Annotated in this window: 26 protein-coding genes; 19 read left to right on the forward strand and 7 right to left on the reverse strand. The window is 40.8% G+C overall.

Annotation, left to right across the window (positions count from 1 at the left end):
* Nucleotides 1–109 precede the first annotated feature (109 nt).
* The gene (locus tag LZZ90_RS01375) at nt 110–457 is read right to left on the reverse strand and encodes a toxin-antitoxin system YwqK family antitoxin (RefSeq protein ID WP_237788890.1); all 348 of its coding nucleotides are present in this window, start codon (nt 455–457) and stop codon (nt 110–112) included.
* Nucleotides 458–667: 210 nt separating this feature from the next.
* On the opposite strand from LZZ90_RS01375, the gene aspS reads away from it, so the two are divergent.
* The 18 genes from aspS (at nt 668) to LZZ90_RS01465 (ending at nt 17,656) form a co-directional block, all read left to right on the forward strand.
* Complete coding sequence (gene aspS, locus LZZ90_RS01380; protein ID WP_237788891.1) at nt 668–2,422, forward strand: aspartate--tRNA ligase; 1,755 nt, start codon at nt 668–670, stop codon at nt 2,420–2,422.
* A gap of 168 nt (nt 2,423–2,590) precedes the next feature.
* Nucleotides 2,591–2,791, forward strand: coding sequence for a cold-shock protein (locus LZZ90_RS01385; protein WP_023569437.1), 201 nt, complete (start codon nt 2,591–2,593; stop codon nt 2,789–2,791).
* Between the two features lie 233 nt (nt 2,792–3,024).
* On the forward strand, nt 3,025–3,390 hold the full coding sequence (locus LZZ90_RS01390; protein ID WP_237788892.1) for an NADH-quinone oxidoreductase subunit A: 366 nt from the start codon (nt 3,025–3,027) through the stop codon (nt 3,388–3,390).
* Between the two features lie 12 nt (nt 3,391–3,402).
* On the forward strand, nt 3,403–3,954 hold the full coding sequence (locus tag LZZ90_RS01395; RefSeq protein ID WP_237788893.1) for an NADH-quinone oxidoreductase subunit B: 552 nt from the start codon (nt 3,403–3,405) through the stop codon (nt 3,952–3,954).
* A 1-nt stretch (nt 3,955) separates the two neighbouring features.
* A complete protein-coding gene (locus LZZ90_RS01400) occupies nt 3,956–4,477 on the forward strand; it encodes an NADH-quinone oxidoreductase subunit C (protein WP_237788894.1) in 522 nt (173 codons plus the stop codon).
* Between the two features lie 24 nt (nt 4,478–4,501).
* Complete coding sequence (locus LZZ90_RS01405; protein ID WP_237788895.1) at nt 4,502–5,737, forward strand: NADH-quinone oxidoreductase subunit D; 1,236 nt, start codon at nt 4,502–4,504, stop codon at nt 5,735–5,737.
* A 5-nt stretch (nt 5,738–5,742) separates the two neighbouring features.
* On the forward strand, nt 5,743–6,273 hold the full coding sequence (nuoE, locus tag LZZ90_RS01410) for an NAD(P)H-dependent oxidoreductase subunit E (protein ID WP_237788896.1): 531 nt from the start codon (nt 5,743–5,745) through the stop codon (nt 6,271–6,273).
* A gap of 4 nt (nt 6,274–6,277) precedes the next feature.
* Nucleotides 6,278–7,645 carry an NADH-quinone oxidoreductase subunit NuoF gene (gene nuoF / locus LZZ90_RS01415; protein WP_237788897.1) on the forward strand — a complete coding sequence of 456 codons (1,368 nt, stop codon included), beginning with the start codon at nt 6,278–6,280 and terminating at the stop codon, nt 7,643–7,645.
* Nucleotides 7,646–7,695: 50 nt separating this feature from the next.
* Nucleotides 7,696–8,724: a 2Fe-2S iron-sulfur cluster-binding protein gene (locus LZZ90_RS01420; protein ID WP_237788898.1), complete on the forward strand. Its 1,029-nt coding sequence runs from the start codon at nt 7,696–7,698 to the stop codon at nt 8,722–8,724.
* 3 nt (nt 8,725–8,727) lie between these two features.
* Nucleotides 8,728–9,777, forward strand: a complete 1,050-nt coding sequence (nuoH, locus tag LZZ90_RS01425) for an NADH-quinone oxidoreductase subunit NuoH (protein WP_237788899.1) — start codon at nt 8,728–8,730, stop codon at nt 9,775–9,777.
* An 11-nt stretch (nt 9,778–9,788) separates the two neighbouring features.
* Nucleotides 9,789–10,331, forward strand: a complete 543-nt coding sequence (nuoI, locus tag LZZ90_RS01430) for an NADH-quinone oxidoreductase subunit NuoI (RefSeq protein ID WP_237788900.1) — start codon at nt 9,789–9,791, stop codon at nt 10,329–10,331.
* Nucleotides 10,332–10,338: 7 nt separating this feature from the next.
* Nucleotides 10,339–10,851 (forward strand): NADH-quinone oxidoreductase subunit J, encoded by a 513-nt coding sequence (locus LZZ90_RS01435; protein ID WP_237789178.1) that lies wholly within the window; start codon nt 10,339–10,341, stop codon nt 10,849–10,851.
* Nucleotide 10,852: 1 nt separating this feature from the next.
* Nucleotides 10,853–11,173, forward strand: coding sequence for an NADH-quinone oxidoreductase subunit NuoK (nuoK, locus tag LZZ90_RS01440; protein ID WP_237788901.1), 321 nt, complete (start codon nt 10,853–10,855; stop codon nt 11,171–11,173).
* A 6-nt stretch (nt 11,174–11,179) separates the two neighbouring features.
* Nucleotides 11,180–13,060, forward strand: a complete 1,881-nt coding sequence (gene nuoL / locus LZZ90_RS01445) for an NADH-quinone oxidoreductase subunit L (RefSeq protein ID WP_237788902.1) — start codon at nt 11,180–11,182, stop codon at nt 13,058–13,060.
* Between the two features lie 10 nt (nt 13,061–13,070).
* On the forward strand, nt 13,071–14,504 hold the full coding sequence (locus tag LZZ90_RS01450; protein ID WP_237788903.1) for a NuoM family protein: 1,434 nt from the start codon (nt 13,071–13,073) through the stop codon (nt 14,502–14,504).
* A gap of 14 nt (nt 14,505–14,518) precedes the next feature.
* Complete coding sequence (locus LZZ90_RS01455) at nt 14,519–15,886, forward strand: NADH-quinone oxidoreductase subunit N (RefSeq protein ID WP_237788904.1); 1,368 nt, start codon at nt 14,519–14,521, stop codon at nt 15,884–15,886.
* A gap of 76 nt (nt 15,887–15,962) precedes the next feature.
* Nucleotides 15,963–17,225, forward strand: coding sequence for a Y-family DNA polymerase (locus LZZ90_RS01460; RefSeq protein ID WP_237788905.1), 1,263 nt, complete (start codon nt 15,963–15,965; stop codon nt 17,223–17,225).
* A complete protein-coding gene (locus tag LZZ90_RS01465; protein ID WP_237788906.1) occupies nt 17,219–17,656 on the forward strand; it encodes a LexA family transcriptional regulator in 438 nt (145 codons plus the stop codon). The genes LZZ90_RS01460 and LZZ90_RS01465 overlap by 7 nt, the downstream gene beginning before the upstream one ends.
* On the opposite strand, the gene LZZ90_RS01470 is transcribed toward LZZ90_RS01465, so the two are convergent.
* The 6 genes from LZZ90_RS01470 to LZZ90_RS01495 are packed head-to-tail and all read right to left on the reverse strand — an operon-like array spanning nt 17,653 to nt 23,140.
* Nucleotides 17,653–18,009: a hypothetical protein gene (locus tag LZZ90_RS01470; RefSeq protein WP_237788907.1), complete on the reverse strand. Its 357-nt coding sequence runs from the start codon at nt 18,007–18,009 to the stop codon at nt 17,653–17,655. The genes LZZ90_RS01465 and LZZ90_RS01470 overlap by 4 nt on opposite strands.
* 49 nt (nt 18,010–18,058) lie before the next feature.
* Nucleotides 18,059–19,315, reverse strand: a complete 1,257-nt coding sequence (locus LZZ90_RS01475) for an MFS transporter (RefSeq protein WP_237788908.1) — start codon at nt 19,313–19,315, stop codon at nt 18,059–18,061.
* On the reverse strand, nt 19,308–21,002 hold the full coding sequence (recJ, locus tag LZZ90_RS01480) for a single-stranded-DNA-specific exonuclease RecJ (RefSeq protein WP_237788909.1): 1,695 nt from the start codon (nt 21,000–21,002) through the stop codon (nt 19,308–19,310). The genes LZZ90_RS01475 and recJ overlap by 8 nt, the downstream gene beginning before the upstream one ends.
* A 48-nt stretch (nt 21,003–21,050) precedes the next feature.
* Nucleotides 21,051–21,476, reverse strand: coding sequence for an OsmC family protein (locus LZZ90_RS01485; RefSeq protein ID WP_237788910.1), 426 nt, complete (start codon nt 21,474–21,476; stop codon nt 21,051–21,053).
* An 11-nt stretch (nt 21,477–21,487) separates the two neighbouring features.
* Entirely contained in the window at nt 21,488–22,165 is a 678-nt protein-coding gene (gene rsmI, locus LZZ90_RS01490) for a 16S rRNA (cytidine(1402)-2'-O)-methyltransferase (RefSeq protein WP_237788911.1), read from the reverse strand.
* Nucleotides 22,166–23,140 (reverse strand): hypothetical protein, encoded by a 975-nt coding sequence (locus tag LZZ90_RS01495; protein WP_237788912.1) that lies wholly within the window; start codon nt 23,138–23,140, stop codon nt 22,166–22,168.
* A gap of 102 nt (nt 23,141–23,242) precedes the next feature.
* On the opposite strand from LZZ90_RS01495, the gene LZZ90_RS01500 reads away from it, so the two are divergent.
* On the forward strand, nt 23,243–23,869 hold the full coding sequence (locus LZZ90_RS01500; RefSeq protein ID WP_237788913.1) for a thymidine kinase: 627 nt from the start codon (nt 23,243–23,245) through the stop codon (nt 23,867–23,869).
* The last annotated feature ends 32 nt before the right edge of the window (nt 23,870–23,901 follow it).

Here is a 23,901-nt window from a genome sequence, read left to right on the forward strand (position 1 = left end):
CTTTAAAACAAGAATGGCTGTCACTATTCTGTAACAGCCATTCCTCTTTAAAAACGGTGGTTTTTAATCCTACAAACCGATTTAATCTTTTCTCGAAAGCAGACCGTGATTAATTTCGATTTGCCAACCCGTCTTTAGACCATTTTTTAACTTCAGCAACTTTGCTTTTAGCATAATCCACTTCCGCTAACGATGCGTTATTCCAGAAAAACCATTTTCCGGATTTCATTCCATCAGTATATTCTCCTATAGATTGTTTGGATCCGTCTTCATTAAAAGCAACCCATTTTCCGTGTAATTTTCCGTCTTTGTAGAACCCTTCCTGTTTAACCTGACCGTTATCGTAATAATAAGTGGCTTTAACCATCTTTCCGACAATTTCATATTTAGGTTCGATATTTTGGGCAAATAATACTCCTGAAAACAATAACAATCCTGCAATTAAGTTCTTTTTCATAGCGTTGTTTTTTAATAGGTTAACAATTATACAAACGAAGTTACAACTTAAATTTACATTTGCGAAACTTTCACTTAACAATTTCGTAACATTGAATAAAACTTAACACAACCAAGTAAAATCCTACAATTTTAAAATTGCATTTATAATTAACCTGCTAAGTTTCAAACTCAAAAAATAAAACTTAAATTTGCTCCAAATTTTTTTAAAATGTACAGAAGTCATAACTGCGGAGCTTTAAACGCTTCACACATCAATACAGAAGTTACCCTTGCCGGATGGGTACAGAAATCACGCGATAAAGGATTCATGATTTGGGTAGATTTACGCGACCGTTACGGAATCACCCAATTAATTTTCGACGAAAGCCGTACTGATAAAACCGTTTTCGAATTGGCCAAAACCCTAGGCCGTGAATTCATTATTCAGGTAAAAGGAACCGTAATCGAGCGTGAGTCAAAAAACCCGAACATGGCAACCGGCGACATTGAGATATTAGTTTCTGAATTAAAAGTATTGAACGAAGCCCTTACACCACCATTCACCATCGAAGACGAGACTGATGGCGGGGAAGACATCCGTATGAAATACCGCTATCTGGACATCCGTAGAAATCCGGTAAAAAACAGCTTGCTGTTCCGTCATAAAGTGACACAGCAAGTTCGTAATTATCTTTCTGCTCAGGATTTTTGTGAAGTGGAAACACCTTATTTAATTAAGTCGACTCCGGAAGGGGCTCGTGATTTCGTCGTTCCTTCACGTATGAATCCGGGGCAGTTTTACGCTTTACCACAATCACCACAAACGTTCAAACAATTATTGATGGTAGGTGGAATGGACAAATACTTCCAAATTGTGAAATGTTTCCGCGATGAAGATTTACGTGCCGACCGTCAGCCTGAATTTACACAAATCGACTGTGAAATGGCCTTTGTGGAGCAGGAAGACATCTTAAATGTATTCGAAGGATTGACCAGACACTTATTAAAAGAATTAAAAGGTATTGAAGTAGATAAATTTCCAAGAATGACCTACGACCATGCCATGAAAACCTACGGTAACGACAAACCGGACATCCGTTTTGGAATGGAATTCGGTGAATTGAATACCGTGACACAACATAAAGATTTCGGCGTATTCAATTCCGCAGAATTAGTTGTCGGGATTGCTGTTCCGGGAGGAGCATCCTATACAAGAAAAGAAATCGACGCCTTAATCGATTGGGTAAAACGACCTCAAGTTGGCGCTTCAGGAATGGTTTACTGTAAATATGAAGCAGATGGAAGCTTAAAATCTTCAGTAGATAAATTCTATGATCAGGACGATTTGAAAAAATGGGCAGAAGTTACCGGCGCTAAACAAGGGGACATCATTTTTATATTGTCCGGAGCGGCAAACAAAACCCGCGCTCAATTAAGCGCGCTTCGAATGGAACTGGCAACCCGTTTAGGATTACGTAAACCAGATGAATTTGCTCCATTATGGGTAGTAGATTTTCCTTTATTGGAGTTTGACGAAGAAAGCGGTCGTTACCACGCAATGCACCACCCGTTCACCTCTCCAAAACCAGAGGATATTGATTTATTACCAACCAACCCGGGAGCGGTTCGTGCCAATGCTTACGATATGGTACTGAACGGAAACGAAATTGGAGGAGGATCTATTCGTATTCACGACAAGGAAACACAACAATTGATGTTCAAATATTTAGGATTTACCGAAGAAGAAGCCAAAAACCAATTCGGTTTCTTAATGGATGCGTTCCAATTTGGCGCACCGCCACATGGAGGACTTGCTTTTGGACTGGATCGTTTGGTAGCGATTTTAGGAGGTCAGGAAACGATTCGTGATTTCATCGCGTTCCCAAAGAACAATTCCGGCAGAGATGTCATGATTGATGCCCCAGCAGTTATCGATCCCAAACAACTCGATGAACTATCAGTAAAGCTGAACTTAAATTCTTAAACATAAAGCGACTTTCGGGTCGCTTTCTTATTTTATTAATAAATAATTAACTTTCGTTTAAACTTTTCAAAACTTAAACATTTTTTTTGAAAATTTCTTATCAAAAACTTGTTTGTTTTAAAAAAAAGTTTATCTTTGGAATATTATTAATTATTTTTTTATTACAGAATGCGCACAGGCAAAGTAAAATTTTTTATTGAATCCAAAGGATATGGGTTCATTACAGACGATGAAACAGGAAATGACATTTTCGTTCACGCTACAGGTCTAAAAGCTGAAGGCTTAAGCGAAGGCACTCGTGTTTCTTACGTTGAAGAAGAAGGAAGAAAAGGTAAAGTAGCTGCTGATGTAGCTGTTATCGAAGACTAATACATATTATTTTTTGATTACCTAGAGGTCTAGCCGCTCCAAAATTTGGAGCGGTTTTTTTATTAAGAAAATTCAGAAAAACACTAACAACACTACGTTAATTATTTGTAATTAGTCTAAATATGTTTTACATTTATAAGTGATCTAACGTCAAAATCATTAAAAAATTACATTGTGTATATCTTTTAGGAATGTATATTTGTGAATTAATTTTCTTTTAAGAGATTTTAAACATGCAAACGAACCAAATCGACTACATTCCAATTATCATGCAGTTGCTGTTAGCAACCGGGTTTGTAGGTACTACAATAGTAATTTCAGGTCTTTTAGGACCGAAAAGACATTCGGCAAACAAAGACAAAAACTTCGAGTGTGGAATTGAGTCTGTAGGTAATGCCCGAATTCCGTTCTCAGTAAAGTATTTCTTGGTTGCCATCTTGTTCGTTCTTTTCGATGTAGAGGTGATTTTTATGTATCCTTGGGCCGTAAATTTCAAAGAAATGGGCTGGGAAGGATTGGCAAAAATGGGCATCTTCATGACGCTTTTGGTAATTGGTTTTTACTACGTTATCAAGAAGCGTGGTTTAGAATGGGAATAAAAAATTAAAACAATGAGCGATTCATCTAAATATACAATGGTAGACGCTCCGGAAGGATATGCCGGAGAAGGTTTTTTTGCTACCAAATTAAGCGACGTGGTAGGATTGGCAAGAGCAAATTCACTATGGCCTTTACCATTCGCAACTTCTTGTTGTGGAATTGAATTCATGGCAACCATGGCCTCTCACTACGATGTGGCACGCTTTGGATCCGAGCGTATGAGTTTCTCTCCGCGTCAGGCCGATATGTTGTTGGTAATGGGAACCATCGCTAAAAAAATGGCCCCGATTTTACGTCAGGTGTACGAACAAATGTCAGAACCTAAATGGGTTATCGCTGTTGGTGCCTGCGCTTCTTCAGGAGGGGTTTTCGATACTTATTCTGTACTACAGGGAATTGACAAAGTAATTCCGGTTGACGTTTACGTACCGGGTTGCCCTCCAAGACCGGAACAAATCCTTGACGGGATCATGAAATTACAGGAAATTGTAAAAAATGAATCGGTAAGAAGAAGAAGTTCCGACGAATACAAAGACTTATTAGGTTCTTATAACATCAAGTAAAATGGCCTTAGAAACCTCAGTAATACAAAACAAACTGATTGAAAACTTCGGATTAAACGTTTCCGATTTTGTTCAAATCCACGATATTTTAACCTTTGAAGTAGCACCGGATTCCATCTTGGAAATCATGAAATTTTTAAGAGACGATGCTACGATGCGTTTTAACTTCCTAACTGATGTTTGCGGTATCCACTACCCGGATTACGTCAAAGACCGCCAATTTGCCGTGGTATACCATATGCACAATTGGATCGACAATGTGCGTATTCGTATCAAATGTTATCTAAACGGAGACAATCCTGAAATCGATTCAGTGACTTCATTGTTCTTGGGAGCCAACTGGCAGGAAAGAGAAACCTATGACTTTTACGGAATCATCTTCAAAGGACATCCGCAGTTAAAACGTATTTTAAACATGGACGAAATGACCGTGTTCCCAATGCGAAAAGAATTCCCGTTGGAAGACGGCGGAAGAACCGACAAAGACGATCGTTTCTTCGGAAGAACCAAACAAAATTGCTAATAGTAACCTGAAATAACAACCCAAATGTCAGATCTATTATTAACGCCGGAAGCCCGATTTGCAAAAGAAATCGAGAATCGAAGAAACGAAGACGGAAGCGAACTTTCGGTTTTGAATCTTGGGCCGACACACCCGGCTACCCACGGAATTTTCCAAAACATCCTGTTAATGGATGGAGAACGTATTGTTGATGGAGAAGGAACCGTTGGATACATTCACCGTGCTTTCGAAAAAATTGCCGAAAACCGACCTTTCTACCAAATCACAGTATTGACTGACCGTATGAACTATTGTTCGGCTCCGATCAACAATATGTGCTGGTGGATGACTTTGGAAAAAGCCTTAGGCATTGAAGTTCCGAAACGTGTACAATACATGCGAGTGATCGTGATGGAATTGGCGCGTATCGCAGACCATATCATCTGTAACTCTGTATTAGGAGTAGATACGGGAGCCTTAACCGGCTTCTTGTACGTGTTCCAGTTCCGCGAAAAAATCTATGAGATTTACGAGGAAATCTGTGGCGCGCGTTTAACGACCAACATGGGACGTATCGGAGGTTTCGAAAGAGACTGGAGCCCTGCAGTTTGGGAAAAATTGGACAAATTCTTAGAAGAATTCCCTCCTATCTGGGAACAATTCGAAAACCTGTTGACTAGAAACCGAATCTTTATGGATCGTACCATTAACGTGGGGCCGATTTCTGCAGAAAAAGCGATCAGCTACGGTTTTACAGGTCCTAACCTGCGTGCTGCCGGGATAGATTACGACGTGCGTATCGCGCAACCGTATTCTTCCTATGAAGATTTCGACTTTAATATTCCGGTTGGACAATCCGGAGATACTTACGATCGTTTCTGTGTGCGTAATGCAGAGGTTTGGGAAAGTTTGAGCATCATCAAACAAGCCTTGGCTAAGATGCCTGAAGGCACTTTCCACGCTGATGTTCCGGAATACTACCTACCTCCAAAAGAAGACGTGTATTCCACTATGGAATCTTTAATCTGGCACTTTAAAATCGTAATGGGCGAAGTTCCGGTGCCGTTAACCGAAGTATACCATGCAGTAGAAGGCGGTAACGGAGAATTAGGTTTCTATTTGATTACCGACGGAAGCCGTACCCCATACAGATTACATTTCAGAAGACCTTGTTTTATATATTATCAGGCATTTAACGATATGGTTAGAGGACAAATGCTATCCGATGCCATTGCAACCTTATCAAGTTTGAACGTAATTGCCGGAGAATTAGACGCTTAATGATTATGGAAAAATATATCTACAAACAGGATATCAACATCACTCCCGAATTGATGGTGCGTATCAACGAACTGATCAGCCACTATCCGGAAGACAAAAGAAAATCGGCTTTATTACCAGTACTGCATGAAGTTCAGGATGCTCACGATAACTGGTTGAGCTACGAACTACAAGACAAAGTAGCCGAAATCCTAAACATTCAACCGATTGAAGTATACGAAGTGGTTTCCTTTTATACCATGTTCAATCAAAAACCGATTGGGAAATACATGTTCGAGTTTTGCAGAACCTCTTGTTGTGCAACACGCGGTGTGGAAGATTTAATGGACTACACTTGCAGTAAATTGGGCATCAAAGAAGGAGAAACTACCGTTGATGGCATGTTTACCGTGGTAGGCGTGGAATGTTTAGGCGCTTGTGGTTATGCTCCAATGATGCAAATCGGGGATTTCTACCACGAGAATTTAAACCAGGAAAAAGTAGATCAGTTAATCGCCGACTGCAGAGCCGGTAAAGTAACGTTACACGATAAATAATACCATGGGAAGAAAGATATTATTAGATAAGATAAACATTCCGGGTATCAAAACCTATGAAGTATACCGCCAAAACGGAGGGTATGCTTCTGTGGAAAAAGCATTAAAAGCGATGACGCCGGATGAAGTAACCGAGGAAGTAAAAACTTCAGGACTTCGCGGACGTGGTGGTGCAGGATTCCCAATGGGATTGAAGTGGAGTTTCATCGATAAAAAATCAGGAAAACCAAGACACCTTGTTTGTAACGCCGACGAATCCGAACCGGGAACCTTCAAGGACCGTTACCTAATGGAATACATCCCCCACTTGCTAATCGAAGGAATGATTACTTCAAGTTATGCTTTAGGCGCGAACCTGTCGTACATCTACATTCGTGGCGAATACATGTGGGTTTATAAAATTCTGGAAAGAGCCATCAAAGAAGCCTATGCAGCCGGATGGTTAGGCAAAAACATCCTAGGAAGCGGATTCGACCTGGACTTGCACGTTCATTGTGGCGCGGGTGCTTACATCTGCGGTGAAGAAACGGCATTAATCGAATCGTTGGAAGGAAAAAGAGGAAATCCGAGAATCAAACCACCCTTCCCTGCTGTTAGCGGATTGTGGTCAAATCCTACCGTGGTAAACAACGTAGAATCCATTTCTGCAGTGCCATGGATTGTGATGAATTCCGGAGAAGAATACGCGAAAATCGGTGTTGGTCGTTCAACCGGTACAAAACTGATTTCAGCATCAGGACACATTAAAAATCCGGGGGTTTATGAAATCGAATTAGGATTATCCGTAGACGAGTTCATGAATTCCGACGAATATTTAGGAGGAATGTTAAACGACAGACCGTTAAAGGCTTTAGTGCCGGGTGGTTCTTCGGTGCCAATTCTTCCTGCTAATTTAATATTCAAAACCGCTAACGGTGAAGACCGTTTGATGACCTACGAGTCACTATCCGATGGAGGTTTCGCTACAGGTTCCATGTTAGGTTCCGGAGGATTCATCGTGTACAACGACACCACTTGTATCGTTCGCAACACTTGGAATTTCTCCCGTTTCTACCACCACGAATCATGTGGGCAATGTACCCCATGTCGTGAAGGAACTGGTTGGTTGGAGAAAATCTTACACCGTATCGAAAACGGTCACGGTCGTGAGGAAGATATCGAACTGTTGTGGAGCATTCAGAGCAAAATCGAAGGAAACACGATTTGCCCATTAGGAGATGCTGCTTCTTGGCCTGTTGCGGCGGCGATCCGTCACTTCAGAGAAGAATTTGAATACCACGTTCGTTTCCCTGAAAAAGTAAAAAACAGAGACCACTTTGTAAACGAGCCTTTTGAAAAAGTTCGTCACTTAGTTGGAAAAACCATAGTATAACCCAAGTCGAAAGTTGAAAAAGTAAGTTTTTCGCTTTAAACAAAAGCAATATGAAAGTAACAATAGACGGTCAGGAAATACACGTAGAACCGGGGACCACCATCCTGCAGGCTGCGCGAATGATTGGAGGCGAGTCCGTACCGCCGGCGATGTGCTACTACTCCAAATTACAAGGAAGTGGCGGAAAATGTCGTTGTTGTCTGGTGGAAGTATCGAAAGGTAGTGACGCCAACCCTACTCCTATGCCTAAATTGGTAGCCTCGTGTGTTACCGGTGTAATGGACGGTATGGAAGTGAACAGTAAAAATTCTGCCCGTGTGGAAGAAGCAAGAAAATCGGTTACCGAGTTTTTGTTAATCAACCACCCGCTGGATTGCCCGGTATGTGATCAGGCCGGAGAATGTGATTTACAAAACTTGAGTTTCCAGCACGGAAAATCCGAAACGCGTTTCATCGAAGAAAAAAGAACCTTCGAACCGGAAGATATCGGTCCAAACATTCAATTACACATGAACCGTTGCATTTTGTGCCAGCGTTGTGTACTGACAGCGGACCAATTAACCGACGGACGCGTACACGGAGTAATCAGCCGTGGAGATCATGCACAGATTTCGACTTGTTTATCCAAAGCGATTGACAACGAGTTTTCCGGAAACATGATCGACGTATGTCCGGTTGGAGCTTTAACCGATAAAACCTTCCGTTTCAAATCAAGAGTTTGGTTCAACAAACCGTACAACGCACACAGAAATTGTGATAAATGTTGTGGAAAAACTACCGTTTGGATGTTTGGAAACGAAATTCAGCGTGTAACGGCCCGTAAAGATGAGTACCATGAAGTGGAAGAATTCATCTGTAACACTTGTCGTTTCGACAAAAAAGAAGTGAACGATTGGGTAATCGAAGGACCTCGTAAATTCGAGAAGTTCTCGGTGATCAACCGAAATAATTATGCGCTTCACGCTCCAAAAGTGGAAATCAAAACCGAAAAACACATTTTGGAAGGACGCGATCAGGATCAGAAACGCATCAGTATGATCGAAGTTCCTGAAAACACTAATGGTAATTCAAATTCATAAGAAATGGACAGTGCAATTATCATAGAAAAAGGAATTTTTATCCTAGCTATTTTCGCCGTGACGATGTTTATGGCGATGTATTCTACCCTTGCAGAACGTAAAATTGCTGCATGGTTACAAGACCGTATCGGTCCGAACCGCGCGGGTAAAGGAGGAATCTTACAACCTTTGGCCGATGGTTTGAAACTTTTCGCTAAAGAAGAATTCATGCCAAGTACCCAAAACACGTTCTTGTTCGTTTTAGGTCCGGCGATTTCCATGTCGATGGCTTTGATGACCAGTGCCGTTATTCCTTGGGGTGACAAACTGGAAATCGGTGGTAGAACCGTAATCCTTCAGGCTACTGATATCGATGTGGCGATGTTGTATATCTTCGCGGTACTGTCCGTGGGAGTTTACGGAATTATGATCGGAGGTTGGGCTTCTAACAATAAATTCTCATTAATGAGTGCCATGCGTGCGTCTTCCCAGATGATTTCTTACGAAGTAGCAATGGGATTGGCTATTATCGCTTTAATTATGGCAACCGGAACCTTGAGTGTACGTGAAATCGCAGCGCAACAATCTGGTTTTTGGAACGACGGTTGGTTTACTTGGAACGTGTTTAAACACCCGGTAAGTTTCCTAATCTTCTTAGTATGTTCTTTTGCGGAAACCAACAGAACACCGTTTGACTTAGCAGAATGTGAGGCAGAGCTAATCGGTGGACACCACACGGAATATTCTTCGATGAAAATGGGATTCTATTTGTTCGGGGAATATGCGGCGATGTTTATTTCCTCCGCAATTCTATCTATTTTATACTTCGGAGCTTACAACTACCCAGGGTTTCAATGGGCTGTTGAGAACTGGGGCGTAAATGTGGCAAACATCCTAGGAATCATTGCTTTATTTGCTAAAATCTGTTTCTTCATCTTCTTCTATATGTGGGTACGTTGGACGATTCCACGTTTCCGTTACGACCAGTTAATGAACTTAGGATGGAAAATGTTGATTCCATTAGCAATCGCTAATATTGTGATTACGGGATTGGTAATTATACTAACCCAATAAATTTGTAAGAGATGTCATTAGATACCATTTCATTATCAGGAAAGAAAAAAGAGGTTTCCAACAAGAAGATGACCTTCTGGGAAAGCCTTTATCTGGTTGCGATCTTCAAGGGATTGATGATTACCATTCGTCACTTGTTCCAGAGAAAAGTAACCATTAAATATCCGGAGGAAAAACGTCCGTTAAGCCCGGTTTACCGTGGTCAGCACATGCTAAAACGCGACGAATTCGGTAGAGAAAATTGTACCGCTTGTGGTATGTGTGCCGTAGCTTGTCCTGCAGAAGCGATTACCATGAAAGCAGCGGAAAGAAAACCGGACGAAAAGCTATTGTACCGCGAGGAAAAATATGCCGAAATCTACGAAATCAACATGCTGCGTTGCATTTTCTGCGGTTTGTGTGAGGAAGCGTGTCCAAAAGACGCTATTTACTTAACCGAAACCAAAGTAATGGTTCCTTCGGCTAGTAAACGTGAAGATTTCATCTTCGGAAAAGACAAATTAGTGATGCCTCTTACCGAGGCTATGAAAAACCGTCAAAATCAGTTGAGTTAATATGGGAATGGGAGAAATTATTTTTTACGCGTTAGCCACTATTACCCTTGGAACTGCTTTATTGACCATTTTCAGCAGAAACCCAATTCATAGTGCCTTGTCTTTGGTGGTTTGTTTCTTTTCAATTGCCGGACATTATTTATTACTGAATGCTCAGTTTTTAGCCATAGTACACATCATTGTTTATTCAGGAGCAATCATGATTTTGATGCTTTTCACCATCATGCTTATGAACCTGAACAAAGACGACGAATCGCATAAACCAATCGCCGCTAAAATTGCTGCCACCATTGCCTTCTGCTTGGTTGGACTTGTTTTATTAGCCGGTTTATTGCGCACAAAACCAGTAGTGGAAAGCTACTACTACTCAGGTGAAGACTTCCAGTCGATTAAAGTGCTTGGAAAAGTATTGTTGAACGAATATATGGTACCGTTTGAATTTGCTTCCGTATTGTTATTGGTGGCAATGATCGGAGCGGTGTTGATATCCAAAAAAGAAAAAGAAAAAAGCCTAAAATAATATGGAAACGATTTTAAAAGAAATTGGGGTAGAAACCTACTTGTACCTGTCCGCCTTATTATTCAGCATAGGCGTTTTCGGAATTTTATTTAGAAGAAATGCCATCGTAATGTTCATGTCTATTGAAATTATGCTGAATGCCGTGAATATGATGTTGGTCGCTTTCTCTACTTACCATCAGGATGCTTCCGGACAAGTGTTCGTATTCTTCTCGATGGCGGTTGCTGCTGCCGAAGTAGCAGTCGGACTAGCGATTCTGGTATCAATTTTCAGAAACCACGGATCGGTAGATATTGACAATTTAAAGAATTTAAAAGGATAAGCCCGAATGGAGACAAGTTTAGTTTTACTCTTATTGTTGGCCCCGTTTGTTGGGTTTTTATCTAATGTTTTTATAGGAAAGCAATTCGGCAGAACCGGTTCCGGAGTTTTGGGAACTTTGGCTGTTGTGGCTTCTTTTATTGCTACTGTTATTTTCTTCATGCAGGTGAACACCACCAAAGAACCGATCAACATTCATTTGTTCGATTGGATTGCCATGGGGAAATTCAGCATTGGTTTTGACATTTTATTAGATCAGTTGTCTTTATTGTGGCTTATGTTCGTTACAGGAATTGGTGCGCTAATTCATATGTATTCGATCAGCTACATGCACGACGACGAGAATACACACAAATTCTTCTCTTACTTAAACCTGTTCGTTTTCTTTATGATCATGTTGGTGGTGGGAAGTAATTTACTGATCATGTTCATCGGATGGGAAGGTGTTGGATTATGTTCCTACCTACTTATCGGATTCTGGTACAAAAACCAGGATTATAACGATGCAGCTAAAAAAGCGTTCATCATGAACCGTATCGGAGATTTAGGTTTCCTTATCGGAATCTTCATCATCGGTTATTTGTTCAACACGTTGGATTTCGTTGCCTTGAAACAAGCAATCTTAGCTGGTAACGGGACTGCGAATGTAGCTTTAATCGGAACAGCAGCTTTATGTTTATTCATCGGTGCTTCCGGTAAATCGGCGCAAATTCCATTGTACACTTGGCTTCCGGATGCGATGGCAGGACCTACTCCGGTTTCAGCTTTAATCCACGCTGCCACGATGGTTACCGCTGGTATCTTTATGATTACCCGTTTAAACTTTTTGTTCGAATTGGCACCCGATGTAAAAATGATCATTGCTGTTGTTGGGGTATTTACCGCTTTAGTAGCAGCTGCTATCGGATTAGTTCAAAACGACATTAAAAAAGTATTGGCTTACTCAACCGTATCGCAATTAGGATTGATGTTCTTAGCTTTGGGATTAGGCGCTTATGAAGTAGCCGTTTTCCACGTGATTACGCATGCGTTCTTCAAAGCCTGTTTGTTCTTAGGTTCAGGTTCGGTAATTCACGCATTACACGGTGAGCAGGATATGCGTAATATGGGTGGTTTGAGAAAAGCCATGCCAATTACATTTATGACGATGTTAATTTCAACATTAGCTATTTCAGGAATCTTTCCATTTGCAGGATTCTGGTCGAAAGATGAAATCTTATTGACTGCTTTTCACGGAAATACCGTATTATGGGTGTTAGGATCGATTGCATCTATCATGACCGCTTTTTATATGTTCCGTTTGATGTTCCTTACGTTCTTCGGAGAATTCAGAGGAACTGAAGAGCAGAAACATCATTTACACGAAAGTCCGGCTTTAATTACGGTTCCTTTAATCGTTTTGGCGGCTTTGGCTGCAATTGGTGGAGCAATTAACTTGCCGGGAAGCAACTGGTTGAACCACTATTTAGCTCCGTTGTTCAAAGGACACGAAGCGCATCATTTAGACAACACGGCTTATATGTTGATGGGAATTGCAACGGTAGGTGCTTTAATTGGCATCGGTATCGCCTACAGCATGTACATCAGCAAAAAACAAGTTCCGGAAGCAGACGATAAAGTTCAAGGTTTACATAAAGTATTGGCTAATAAATTTTATTTGGATGAAGTCTATATGGCCGTTATTGTTAAACCGATTTACGCTTTAGCGAAATTCTCCCGCGATTATATCGAAAAAGGGCTTTCCAACATCGTGTTCGGTTTTGGAACGGTAGCCGACGGCTTAGCTTTACAAGGTAAAAAATTGCAGAACGGGAACATTGGTTTCTACCTGTTTGCCTTTGTATTCGGACTTTGTTCGATAGTATATTATTTATTCTTTGTACGATAATCTCATAAAAATGGACGTAACTCTATTACTCATACTTTTATTGATTGGAGCATTAGCCACCTATTTCTCAGGAAATGGCTTGGCTTCCAAAGTAGCCCTGTTTTTCAGTGTGGCGGCTTTGGGTGTTTCGTTGGCCCTTTTAAATCAATTTTCTCAAGGAACCGACATCGGTTTTTCGGCTCAATGGATTAAAAATCCAAATGTATTGTTTGCCTTAAAAGCAGACGGTTTATCCATAGCGATGGTGCTTTTGACCACAGCTTTAACACCGTTAATTATTCTTTCAGGTTTTGGAAACAATTTCAGTAACGCGAAGAATTACTATGCTTTAGTATTGTTCATGGCATTTGCGATGATTGGTACTTTCCTGGCATCAGACGGTTTTGTCTATTACATCTTCTGGGAACTTTCGTTGATTCCGATTTACTTTATCGCCTTAATTTGGGGGAACGGTGATGCGGAAGAACGTAAAAAAGCAGTAATCAAATTCTTTATCTATACTTTCGCAGGATCGTTGTTCATGTTGGCGGCTTTCATCTACTTGTACCAAAAAGCGGGATGTTTTAAATGGGATGTATTGGTAGGACTGAATTTATCATCTACTGAAGAATTCTGGATTTTTTTAGCTTTCTTCTTAGCCTATGCGATTAAAATTCCTTTGATCCCGTTCCACACTTGGCAGGCGAACGTATACCAAAAAGCACCGACTATCGGAACGATGCTATTATCCGGTATCATGCTAAAAATGGGACTGTACTCCGTTTTACGTTGGCAATTGCCCCTTGCACCAAACGCTGCCAAAGAATTACAGTACGTAATCATCGGAATGGCGCTTGCCGGAGTGATTTATGGTTCCATCGTAGCTTTAAAGCAAAAAGATTTAAAGAAATTATTGGCTTACTCATCACTTGCACACGTTGGTTTAATCGCTGCGGGATGTTATGTTATGAATATGGACGGTTTACGCGGAGCTGTTTTACAGATGATTGCTCACGGATTCGTAATCGTTGGTTTGTTCTTCGCTGCAGAAGTAATTTACAGACGCTATGAAACACGAACCATCAGTGAAATGGGTGGTATTCGTCAGCAAACTCCAAAATTCTCCTCCATGTTCATGATTTTGGTCTTGGCTTCCGTAGCCTTGCCGGGAACATTTAATTTTGTGGGAGAGTTCACTGTTCTATACAGTTTATTTACAGAAAATATGGCGTTCGCTGTTATCGGTGGAACCACGATTATATTAGGAGCGTTCTATATGTTGAGAATGTTCCAGCATGCGATGTTGGGTGAAACCAATGCAAGAGCTTTTGCCGATGTAACTTTATCGGAGGGAATTGTATTTGTAGCTGTTATCGGTTTCTTATTATTCTTCGGATTGTACCCGAAACCGATAATCGAGCTGATCACACCAAGCATCCAGGAAATTTTAGTACACGTTAAATAATTTAGACCTACAGAATGAATACACTTATAGCAATTGCAGTTTTAGGCGTTATCGTCCTTCTAGCTGAAATTTTCAACTTAAGAAAAGCCATTATTCCTGTAACAATCGCAGGTTTAATCGCAACTTTAGGTCTTACCGTAACTGACTTTGGCGTAAGCGAAAGCCATTACAACAACATGATCAAAGTCAACAATTTTACGGTGACTTTCTCCAGTTTGTTTATCGTATTAACTATTTTCTTAATTACCTTAAGCGCTAATTTTTATCAGGATCGTGCTTCCAAAATTTCGGATTTCGTTTCCATTAAATTATTTCTTTTGGCAGGAGCGGTTTCAATGGTATCGTTTGGAAATTTAGCCATGTTCTTCTTAGGAATTGAAGTATTGTCGATCTCCCTATATATTTTAGCAGGAAGCGACCGTTTGAATATAAAAAGTAACGAAGCGGGGATGAAATACTTCTTGATGGGATCTTTTGCCTCAGGAATTATCCTTTTCGGTATTGCCTTAATTTATGGTGCCGTAGGTTCTTTCGATATGGACATGATTTACGAAGCTTCCAATTCGGCCACCACAGTAGATTGGTTTTATATCGGAGTTTCGATGATTACCGTGGGAATGTTATTCAAAATCGCAACGGTTCCGTTCCATTTCTGGGCTCCGGATGTTTACGAAGGCGCGCCGGCTTTAACAACGGCTACCATGAGTACTTTGGCTAAAGTTACAGCAATGGCAACGTTCTTCAAACTAAATCAGGCCATGAATGGCAACATGAAATTCGAATACGAATTGGTAATCGTGATTGTTGCTATTGCATCGATGACTGTGGGTAACATTATGGCATTACGTCAGAACAATATCAAAAGAATGTTGGCGTTTTCGGGAATTTCTCATGCCGGTTTCATGCTGATGGCGTTATTGAACCTGCAAAATGCAACCGGAAGTTTATTCTACTACACGGCGGCTTATGGTTTAGCCGGTATTGCTGCCTTTACGGTGATTTTATACGTTTGTAAAGGAAAAGACAACGAAAATATTGAAAACTTCAACGGTTTAGGAAAAAGAAGTCCGCTTATGGCCGGAATTTTAACTGCTTCTTTATTATCTATGGCAGGTATTCCGATTTTTTCCGGATTCTTCGCTAAATTCTTCTTATTAAACCAAGTGTTACAAGCCGGATGGTTGATTCTTGTGATTGCCGGAGTAATCAATTCGATGCTAGCCGTATACTACTATTTCAAAGTAATTAGTGCAATGTATACTAAAGAAGCGACCGAAGAAGCAACCAAAGTACCATTTGAATTTTACATTGTGGCGGTTTTAGCCATCGGTTTGAACATCGCTATCGGTATTTTCCCATCAGCTTTAATGGATTTATTCTAGAAAAACATCTTTACTATAGAAAAGGCTGTTCATAAGTTTGAGCAGCCTTTTTTCTTTTTCTCCGTACCTTTACACTATGTATGCTTTAGTTGATTGCAATAATTTTTACGCTTCGTGCGAACGGGTGTTTCAGCCGCAGTTTGTAGGCAAACCGATAGTGGTTTTGTCCAACAATGACGGTTGCATCATCTCACGCAGTGAAGAAGCCAAAGCACTCGACATTCCCATGGGCGCCCCGGAATTTCAGGTTCGGGAGCAATTAAAAAAGCATAACATCCTTGTTTTTTCTTCCAATTACACCTTGTACGGAGACCTCAGCGGGCGTGTGATGAATATTTTACGGGATTTTACCCCAAATGTAGAAGATTATAGTATTGACGAGGCCTTTTTGAATTTCGAAGGCATAACCATAAATGATTATCACACCCACGGATTGCAGATCCGAAAGCGCATCCATAAATGGTTGGGGTTACCGGTTTGTATCGGCATTGCTCCTACCAAAACACTGGCAAAACTCGCCAATCGTATTGCCAAAAAATTCCCTGAAAAAACTTTAGGCACACATGTAATTGATACTGACGAGAAGCGACTCAAAGCGTTGAAATGGGCAAAAATTGAAGACGTTTGGGGTATCGGTTACCGGTTGTCCAAAAAAATGAAAGCCAAAAAAATTCTTACCGCTTACGATTTCATTCAGCCCGAAAACGAAGCTTGGATCAAAACGACTATGGGGGTTTTAGGCAAACGAATGCTCAGCGAACTCAAAGGCATTCCCGTCCTGGATTTGGAAACGCCTCTGGAAAGCAAAAAAAGCATCGCCATCACCCGAAGTTTCAAGACCAAACTGACCCAGCTGCAGGATCTGAAAGAACGCGTTTCCACTTTCGGAACGGTTTGCGCGGAAAAACTCCGCAAGCAAAATTCATGTTGCTACACCGTTAATGTGTTTTTGGCTAAAGATCCGCATAAAACAACGGGAAGAACGTATTTCAGCAGAACAGAAACCTTGCCTTTTGCCACCAATTCCAATTTAACCATCAGTCAATTGGCGGTTGAAATGCTGGAGAAGATTTACCAGCCAAATCAAATCTATATGAAAGCCGGGGTGATTGTCACGCAAATCATTCCGCAAAACCAAAAACAATTCCATTTGTTTGAAGAGGAAAATCCGAAGCATCAAAAACTCATGGAAGCGATCGACAAGTACCATTCGAAAATTGGTCAGCGAAAAATCCGTTTGGGCAATCAGGATTTACAGCAAACCTGGATCATGAATCAAAATTTTCTATCGAAAAACTATACCACCGATATTAACGAAGTAATTACCGTAAAATGTTAGGAGATCAGGCTAAAATATCCATGTTTGAAGCACAGGAAAACAATCCTTCGGAAGTTCCTTTTGTGAGCAGCGGGATCAAAGCCGGTTTTCCATCGCCGGCCGCAGATTTTGACGGGACTAAGATCAGTCTGGACAACATCGTTATTAAACATAAAGACGCCACATTTTACGCTAAAGCCAGCGGAAATTCGATGATAGGTGCCGGAATTGACGACGGTGATATTTTGGTAATTGATCGAAGTTTAGAGCCCACACACAACAAAATTGCCGTATGCTTTATCGATGGGGAATTTACAGTAAAACGCATTCAGATTGAAAAAGATTGCGTCTATCTGATGCCGGAAAACAACGCATACCAGCCCATAAAAGTTACCCAAGACAATGAACTGCTTATCTGGGGCATTGTCACCTATGTACTGAAGAGTCTTTAATTTTTACAAAGATTGTTCAGATAGGTGCTCAATTGCAATTGAAATAATGCGCCTTCAACCAAATCTTTAATGAGTAGCGCTTCGTTTGCAGAAACGGCCAACTCCATGCCTTCAAAAGGAGTACGCAACAAATAACGCTGGCAGGAATTTTGAAATTTACAATCGGAACAACCGATTTTCGAACAAGTGGCATCGAGTTCATGAGCAAATTTCAGCAAATCGCTTTCTGATAGGTAAAACCCCGATTCCTTAAAGACCAATTGTACTTTTTCCAGTATAACAGTTTCATTCTTACACCAGAAAAAAGCGACACCTAAATCATTTTGATAAATTTCCTGTAACTGTTGCATCATGATCGATTTTCAACAAATATACAAATTATTTAAAATGATTCTAAATAAATTAGGTTTCTAAATCTTTTTCAATATTAAGATTTCGAAATTTGGGAGAAACAATTCCCATAGTACCAACAACAACAAGGGTCATAACCCCGCCAAAGACAACAGCCGGCACAACACCCATTAGCTTGGACGTAAAACCACTTTCGAAAGCCCCCAATTCGTTAGAAGAACCCACAAAAATTGAATTTACGGAAGACACGCGCCCTCGCATATGGTCAGGCGTATAAATTTGCAGGATAGTTTGACGGATTACTACGGAAATTCCATCGGTGACTCCGCTCAAAAACAAGGCGACAACCGACACCCAAAAATTGGTAGACAAGCCAAAAACAATGATACAGATCCCAAAGCCAAAAACGGCAAATAGTAATTTTTTTCCCGCGTTGTGGTTCAAAGGCATTGAGGTTGCTATTAGCATCGTAATCAAACCTCCAATGGCGGGTGCAGCACGCAAAACACCGAAACCTTCCGACCCCACTTTGAGGATATCTTGGGCAAAAACAGGCAATAGCGCAACAGCTCCTCCAAAAAGCACCGCGAACATATCCAAAGAAATGGCATTGAGAATTGTTTTATTCTGGAACACAAAAGAAATCCCTTCCTTCAAACTTTTGGTAATCGGTTCCCCTACTTTGGGGTTAAGAATTGGCTTGGATTCAATTTGAGTAAGAACGATCAATCCGATGACAATACAACTCACAACAAACACCATCGACCAGAAAACACCGATCCAACCAATGGTAAAACCTGCAAGCGCAGGTCCGAAAACAGCGGAAATTTGCCAAGTCGAACTACTCCAGGTTGCGGCATTAGCATATTCTTTCTTCGGCACAATCAATCCTAACAAACTGAAAACCGAAGGAATGATAAAAGCGCGCACAATTCCTCCAAGAAAAACCAAGGCGTAAATCCCATAAAGCACCATATCTTGACTGAACATTGCAGATAACTCAGGCTTTACCAGCATACACATTAAAAAACTAATCAAGCCTAAAGCCGAAAAACACTTCAACAACAAGCCTCGCTTTTCGCTCTGGTCTACGATATGTCCTGCAAAAAGCGCCATTGAAATTGCGGGAATCACTTCCATAAGTCCTATTAAGCCTAAAGAAAATGGGCTTTTGGTGATACTGTACACTTCCCATTCTATCAACACGAATTGCATTGACCACGCCAGTACAATAGCCAATCGCATGGCCAAAAACCATCGAAATTCTTTTATTTTCAGGGAAGAAAAGGGATCTTTTTTCTTAGTCATTTTTTATATCTCTTAAACGCAATTGTAGCGAAACGGTTCCATTCCACTCATTTTCCTCTACTGAAAAAACAGCGTCAAACTTCTTTTTAGTATCAGTGAGTTCTTTTTTTGAAGCCAAACCGAAACCAATGGCTCCAAATCCTTCAGAATCCTGTTGCCTGACAAACAATTTCAAATGTTCTTGCTCTGAACCTATTTTCTTAGCAAAACCACTGTCTTGCAAATCTTTACCTAAAAATATTGGGGTCATGTTTTGCGGACCGAATGGTTCAAACTGTTTTAAAATCCTAAAGAACTTAGGATTAATTTCCGAAAGATTGATCTCAGCATCTATGGAAATTTCAGGCGTTAGCAAATCCGGATGGATTGTATTGGCAACTACCTGTTCGAAAGCATCCTTAAATTTTTCGTAATTCTCTTCTTTAAGGGTCATTCCCGCAGCGTACATATGACCGCCAAACTGTTCCAAATGTTCAGAACAAGCCTCAAGTGCATTATAAACATCAAAATCTTTAACAGAGCGTGCCGAGGCCGCCAATTTATCGCCGCTTTTAGTGAAAACCAAGGTGGGACGATAATAGGTTTCGGTTAAACGTGAAGCTACAATTCCGATCACGCCTTTGTGCCAGTCTTCCTGATACACCACCGTTGTAAACCGCTCCTGCTCGTTATTTTCGATGATTTGTTGTAATGCTTCCACCGTAATCTGTTTGTCTAAATCACGGCGGTCTGCGTTCAAACTTTCTATATTAGCTGCAAATTCTTCCGCTTGTTGTAAATCGAATTCCGTCAACAATTCAACAGCATAATTACCGTGTTTGATACGTCCGGCCGCATTAATTCTCGGAGCTACCACAAACACAACATCTGTTATCGTTAAGGTTTGTCGTTTTAAATTTTGAATCAGGGCTTTAATTCCCGGTCGTGGATTGGTATTGATTACTTCCAAACCGAATTTTGCCAATACGCGATTTTCTCCTGTAATCGGGACAATATCCGCAGCAATAGCCGTAGCTACCAAATCCAGATAAGAAACCAGATCATAAATGGTTTGATTTCTGTTTTTGGCTAAAGCCTGAATCAGTTTAAAGCCTACACCACAACCACATAATTCATCGTAGGGATACGTACAGTCAGCTCTTTTCGGATCAAGAATTGCAACAGCATCGGGTAAAACCTCTCCCGGTCTGTGGTGATCGCAAATAATGAAATCTATATTTTTTGCTTTAGCATAAGCAACATGATCAATGGATTTTACCCCGCAATCCAACGCAATGATTAACGAAAAGCCGTTATCATCGGCAAAATCGATTCCCTGATACGAAACACCGTAGCCTTCCTGATAACGATCCGGTATGTAAGTGGCCACATTCGGATAAAAACTTTTCAGATAAGAAGCCATCAAAGAAACCGCAGTAGTTCCGTCAACATCGTAATCTCCGAAAACAAGTACATTTTCTCCTTCTGCAATGGCTTTTTCAAGACGATCTACCGCCTTGTCCATGTCTTTCATAAGGTAAGGGTCGTGCAGATCTTCCAGACTTGGTCGAAAGAATTGACGGGCCTGATCAAAAGTCCCTACACCTCTTTGCACTAAAAGCTTGGCAATAATGGGCGCAACATTCAGCTCGTTAGCTAATTGGTTAACTTTTTCAGATTGGGGTTCGGGTTTAAGGGTCCAGCGCATGTATTCAAGATTTTGGATTATAAAAAATTAATTTAGTTTGGCTTGTACTTACTGTTGATGATAGTGTATTTTAATATCGATTTTGGCAAACTGGCGGAACATTTCCATCACACCGCAGTATTTCTCTACCGAAAGATTCACAGCGCGTTCAATTTTTTTCTCATCCAGATTACTTCCGTAAAAATGATAATCCAGTCGAACGGTATGGTATGTTTTCGGATGTTCTTCGGTTAAATCACCTTCGGTTTCAATTTTAAACTCGTCTACTTCGAGTTTCATTTTTTCCATTAGTGAAGTGACGTCTAAACCTGTGCAGCCCGCCAATGCAGAAAGCATCAAGGCTTTAGGACGAAATCCTTTCCCTTCTCCCCCGTTTTCAGGCCCGGCATCAATTTGCATCACATCGCCACTTGGGTTAGTAGAATCAAACTGCATTTTTCCTTGCCAGGTAGTAGTTATTTTGTGTGTGTCCATTTTTCAAATAATTATTTTGCAGATTTACCCGCTACAATTACCACGATTTCTCCTTTCGGTGGTTTGGCTTCGAAATGTTTCAGCACTTCTTCTGCTGTACCGCGCACGGTTTCCTCATGGAGTTTAGATAATTCCCTTGATACCGAAACCTGTCGGTCGCCTCCGAAATATTGTATGAATTCCGCTAAGGTTTTTACCAGTTTATGTGGTGATACGTATAAAATCATGGTTCGGGTTTCTTCCGCTAAAGCCAAATAACGCGTTTGACGTCCTTTTTTATCGGGAAGAAATCCTTCAAAAACAAATTTATCGTTGGGTAAACCACTGTTAACCAATGCTGGAACAAAAGCTGTAGCTCCAGGCAAACATTCTACCTCAACTCCATTTTCCACACACGCCCTGGTTAACAAAAATCCCGGGTCGGAAATTGCAGGTGTTCCTGCATCGGAAATTAAGGCAATGTTTTCCCCAGCCTGCAAACGACGAACAATTCCTTCAACGGTTTTGTGCTCGTTGTGCATATGGTGACTGTGCATTTGGGTGGCAATTTCGAAATGCTTGAGCAATTTTCCACTATTACGGGTGTCTTCGGCTAAAATCAAATCGACCTCCTTCAGAACCTTAATAGCTCTGAAGGTCATATCTTCTAAGTTGCCGATGGGCGTGGGCACCAAATACAATTTTCCCATTTAAGCGAATTTTTTCTCTACCAATTCCATAAAACGCTCGGCAAATTCATCTTTACCTTTCCAGTTATTGTAATCGGGTTTTACCAAATCTTCGATAAAACTTTTGGCCTCATCTAAGGTATTGAAGGTATTTAACTGGGAAACCACGCGATTAAGGTCTTCCCCGCTTCCGTCGAAAAGGTATTTTTCAAAGGTAATACGATCGTTCAAACCTAAAGTGATGCTCTTGCTGAATTTATCATTAAGGTTAAGGGAAGACGTTTTGTATTCTTCTTTCTCCTTGGCGATTTCTTCTTTGATCGTGGCAATTACTTCCTCTTTTTTAGTTTCTTCAACTATTGACTCTTCTGCTTTGGTTTCAACAACCGGTTCTTCAGTTTTTTCAAATACGACATCAGTAACTTTTTCAACTTCAGCAGGCACATCATCTACCTTTACAAACTCAGGCTCTTTATAACTGTCGCCCAATAAATCTTCAAACGAAATTTGCTGGGTCTTTTTTTCTTCTTTTAGTTCTTCAACAGGTTCTTCTGCAACCGGTTCAAAAAGCGGCTCGATGATTTCTTCCTGATGCTCCTCAGTAGTAACAACAGGCTCTTCCTCCTCTTCTTCGATGTCGTTTTCGTCTATGTCAACCTGACCAACCAAGACTTTTTCCTCTTCAACCGGGATTTCTTCCGTGGTAACCTCAGCAACATTCTCTTCAGCTTTAACTACCTCAACAATTTCTTCAGGTTTTGATTCCTTAACAATTACAGGTTTCTCAACATAAGCCGTTTCGATCTTTTCCTCCAGTTCTTCATGGGTAAGCGTTGGTTTTAAAGCTTCGAAATTTTCCTCATAAAAACGTAAAATCGACAGTTTCTCATACAATTTTTGCGCTTCCTGATGCAGTAAAACAACATCTTCCTTCCCTTTCAACTTTAAAATACGGTGTGCAATACTGATTAATTCGGCTTCTAATTTTTTCTTCATAACTTTTGAATTTATATGGAGTAAAGCAATGTTTTTTTGATATTTTTGTTTCAGTTACAAATCTAAACAGAAAAAGATTCTGTTGCGTCTGAAAATTACAAAATGTTTCTCGAAAATACGGTAAATCATAAAGAACAATTTGGGTGGATTGAAGTCATCTGCGGCTCGATGTTTTCCGGGAAGACCGAAGAGCTTATCCGAAGGCTCAAACGTGCCCAGTTTGCCAAGCAGAAAGTGGAAATTTTCAAGCCTGCCATCGATACGCGCTACCACGATGAAATGGTAGTTTCCCATGATTCTAATGAGATTCGCTCCACTCCGGTTCCTGCTGCGGCCAACATCCGCATTTTGGCCCAAGGCTGCGATGTGGTAGGAATTGACGAAGCCCAGTTTTTCGACGATGAAATTGTTTCAATTTGCAACGATTTGGCCAATTCAGGAATCCGTGTGATTGTGGCTGGACTGGATATGGATTTTAAAGGCAATCCTTTCGGACCAATGCCGGCTCTTATGGCTACCGCAGAATATGTTACCAAAGTGCATGCGGTTTGCACGCGCACCGGAAACTTAGCCAATTACAGCTTCCGAAAAGCACAAAGCGATAGCCTGGTACTCTTGGGAGAAACCGAAGAATACGAACCTTTAAGCCGTGCCGCTTATTTTAACGCCATGAAAGAACAGGCGGAAAAAGAAGAAAACGATTCAAAAGATAAAAAAAATCAACACTAAAAAAAGCCCTTATTTCAAAGGGCTTTTTGTTG

It is taken from the genome of Flavobacterium sp. SM15 (assembly GCF_022012335.1).
Lineage (GTDB): Bacteria > Bacteroidota > Bacteroidia > Flavobacteriales > Flavobacteriaceae > Flavobacterium.

Bases quoted from the DNA above. Each gene is read 5' to 3' on its own strand.
- LZZ90_RS01500 (WP_237788913.1), top strand. From the start codon at position 23,243: ATGTTTCTCGAAAATACGGTAAATCATAAAGAACAATTTGGGTGGATT.
- LZZ90_RS01485 (WP_237788910.1), bottom strand. From the start codon at position 21,476: ATGGACACACACAAAATAACTACTACCTGGCAAGGAAAAATGCAGTTT.
- LZZ90_RS01465 (WP_237788906.1), top strand. From the start codon at position 17,219: ATGTTAGGAGATCAGGCTAAAATATCCATGTTTGAAGCACAGGAAAAC.
- LZZ90_RS01405 (WP_237788895.1), top strand. From the start codon at position 4,502: ATGTCAGATCTATTATTAACGCCGGAAGCCCGATTTGCAAAAGAAATC.
- LZZ90_RS01470 (WP_237788907.1), bottom strand. From the start codon at position 18,009: ATGATGCAACAGTTACAGGAAATTTATCAAAATGATTTAGGTGTCGCT.
- LZZ90_RS01395 (WP_237788893.1), top strand. From the start codon at position 3,403: ATGAGCGATTCATCTAAATATACAATGGTAGACGCTCCGGAAGGATAT.
- LZZ90_RS01435 (WP_237789178.1), top strand. From the start codon at position 10,339: ATGGGAGAAATTATTTTTTACGCGTTAGCCACTATTACCCTTGGAACT.
- LZZ90_RS01400 (WP_237788894.1), top strand. From the start codon at position 3,956: ATGGCCTTAGAAACCTCAGTAATACAAAACAAACTGATTGAAAACTTC.
- rsmI (WP_237788911.1), bottom strand. From the start codon at position 22,165: ATGGGAAAATTGTATTTGGTGCCCACGCCCATCGGCAACTTAGAAGAT.
- LZZ90_RS01460 (WP_237788905.1), top strand. From the start codon at position 15,963: ATGTATGCTTTAGTTGATTGCAATAATTTTTACGCTTCGTGCGAACGG.
- LZZ90_RS01475 (WP_237788908.1), bottom strand. From the start codon at position 19,315: ATGACTAAGAAAAAAGATCCCTTTTCTTCCCTGAAAATAAAAGAATTT.
- LZZ90_RS01495 (WP_237788912.1), bottom strand. From the start codon at position 23,140: ATGAAGAAAAAATTAGAAGCCGAATTAATCAGTATTGCACACCGTATT.
- LZZ90_RS01375 (WP_237788890.1), bottom strand. From the start codon at position 457: ATGAAAAAGAACTTAATTGCAGGATTGTTATTGTTTTCAGGAGTATTA.
- nuoE (WP_237788896.1), top strand. From the start codon at position 5,743: ATGGAAAAATATATCTACAAACAGGATATCAACATCACTCCCGAATTG.
- nuoH (WP_237788899.1), top strand. From the start codon at position 8,728: ATGGACAGTGCAATTATCATAGAAAAAGGAATTTTTATCCTAGCTATT.
- aspS (WP_237788891.1), top strand. From the start codon at position 668: ATGTACAGAAGTCATAACTGCGGAGCTTTAAACGCTTCACACATCAAT.
- nuoF (WP_237788897.1), top strand. From the start codon at position 6,278: ATGGGAAGAAAGATATTATTAGATAAGATAAACATTCCGGGTATCAAA.
- LZZ90_RS01390 (WP_237788892.1), top strand. From the start codon at position 3,025: ATGCAAACGAACCAAATCGACTACATTCCAATTATCATGCAGTTGCTG.
- recJ (WP_237788909.1), bottom strand. From the start codon at position 21,002: ATGCGCTGGACCCTTAAACCCGAACCCCAATCTGAAAAAGTTAACCAA.
- LZZ90_RS01450 (WP_237788903.1), top strand. From the start codon at position 13,071: ATGGACGTAACTCTATTACTCATACTTTTATTGATTGGAGCATTAGCC.
- LZZ90_RS01385 (WP_023569437.1), top strand. From the start codon at position 2,591: ATGCGCACAGGCAAAGTAAAATTTTTTATTGAATCCAAAGGATATGGG.
- nuoI (WP_237788900.1), top strand. From the start codon at position 9,789: ATGTCATTAGATACCATTTCATTATCAGGAAAGAAAAAAGAGGTTTCC.
- LZZ90_RS01455 (WP_237788904.1), top strand. From the start codon at position 14,519: ATGAATACACTTATAGCAATTGCAGTTTTAGGCGTTATCGTCCTTCTA.
- nuoK (WP_237788901.1), top strand. From the start codon at position 10,853: ATGGAAACGATTTTAAAAGAAATTGGGGTAGAAACCTACTTGTACCTG.
- LZZ90_RS01420 (WP_237788898.1), top strand. From the start codon at position 7,696: ATGAAAGTAACAATAGACGGTCAGGAAATACACGTAGAACCGGGGACC.
- nuoL (WP_237788902.1), top strand. From the start codon at position 11,180: ATGGAGACAAGTTTAGTTTTACTCTTATTGTTGGCCCCGTTTGTTGGG.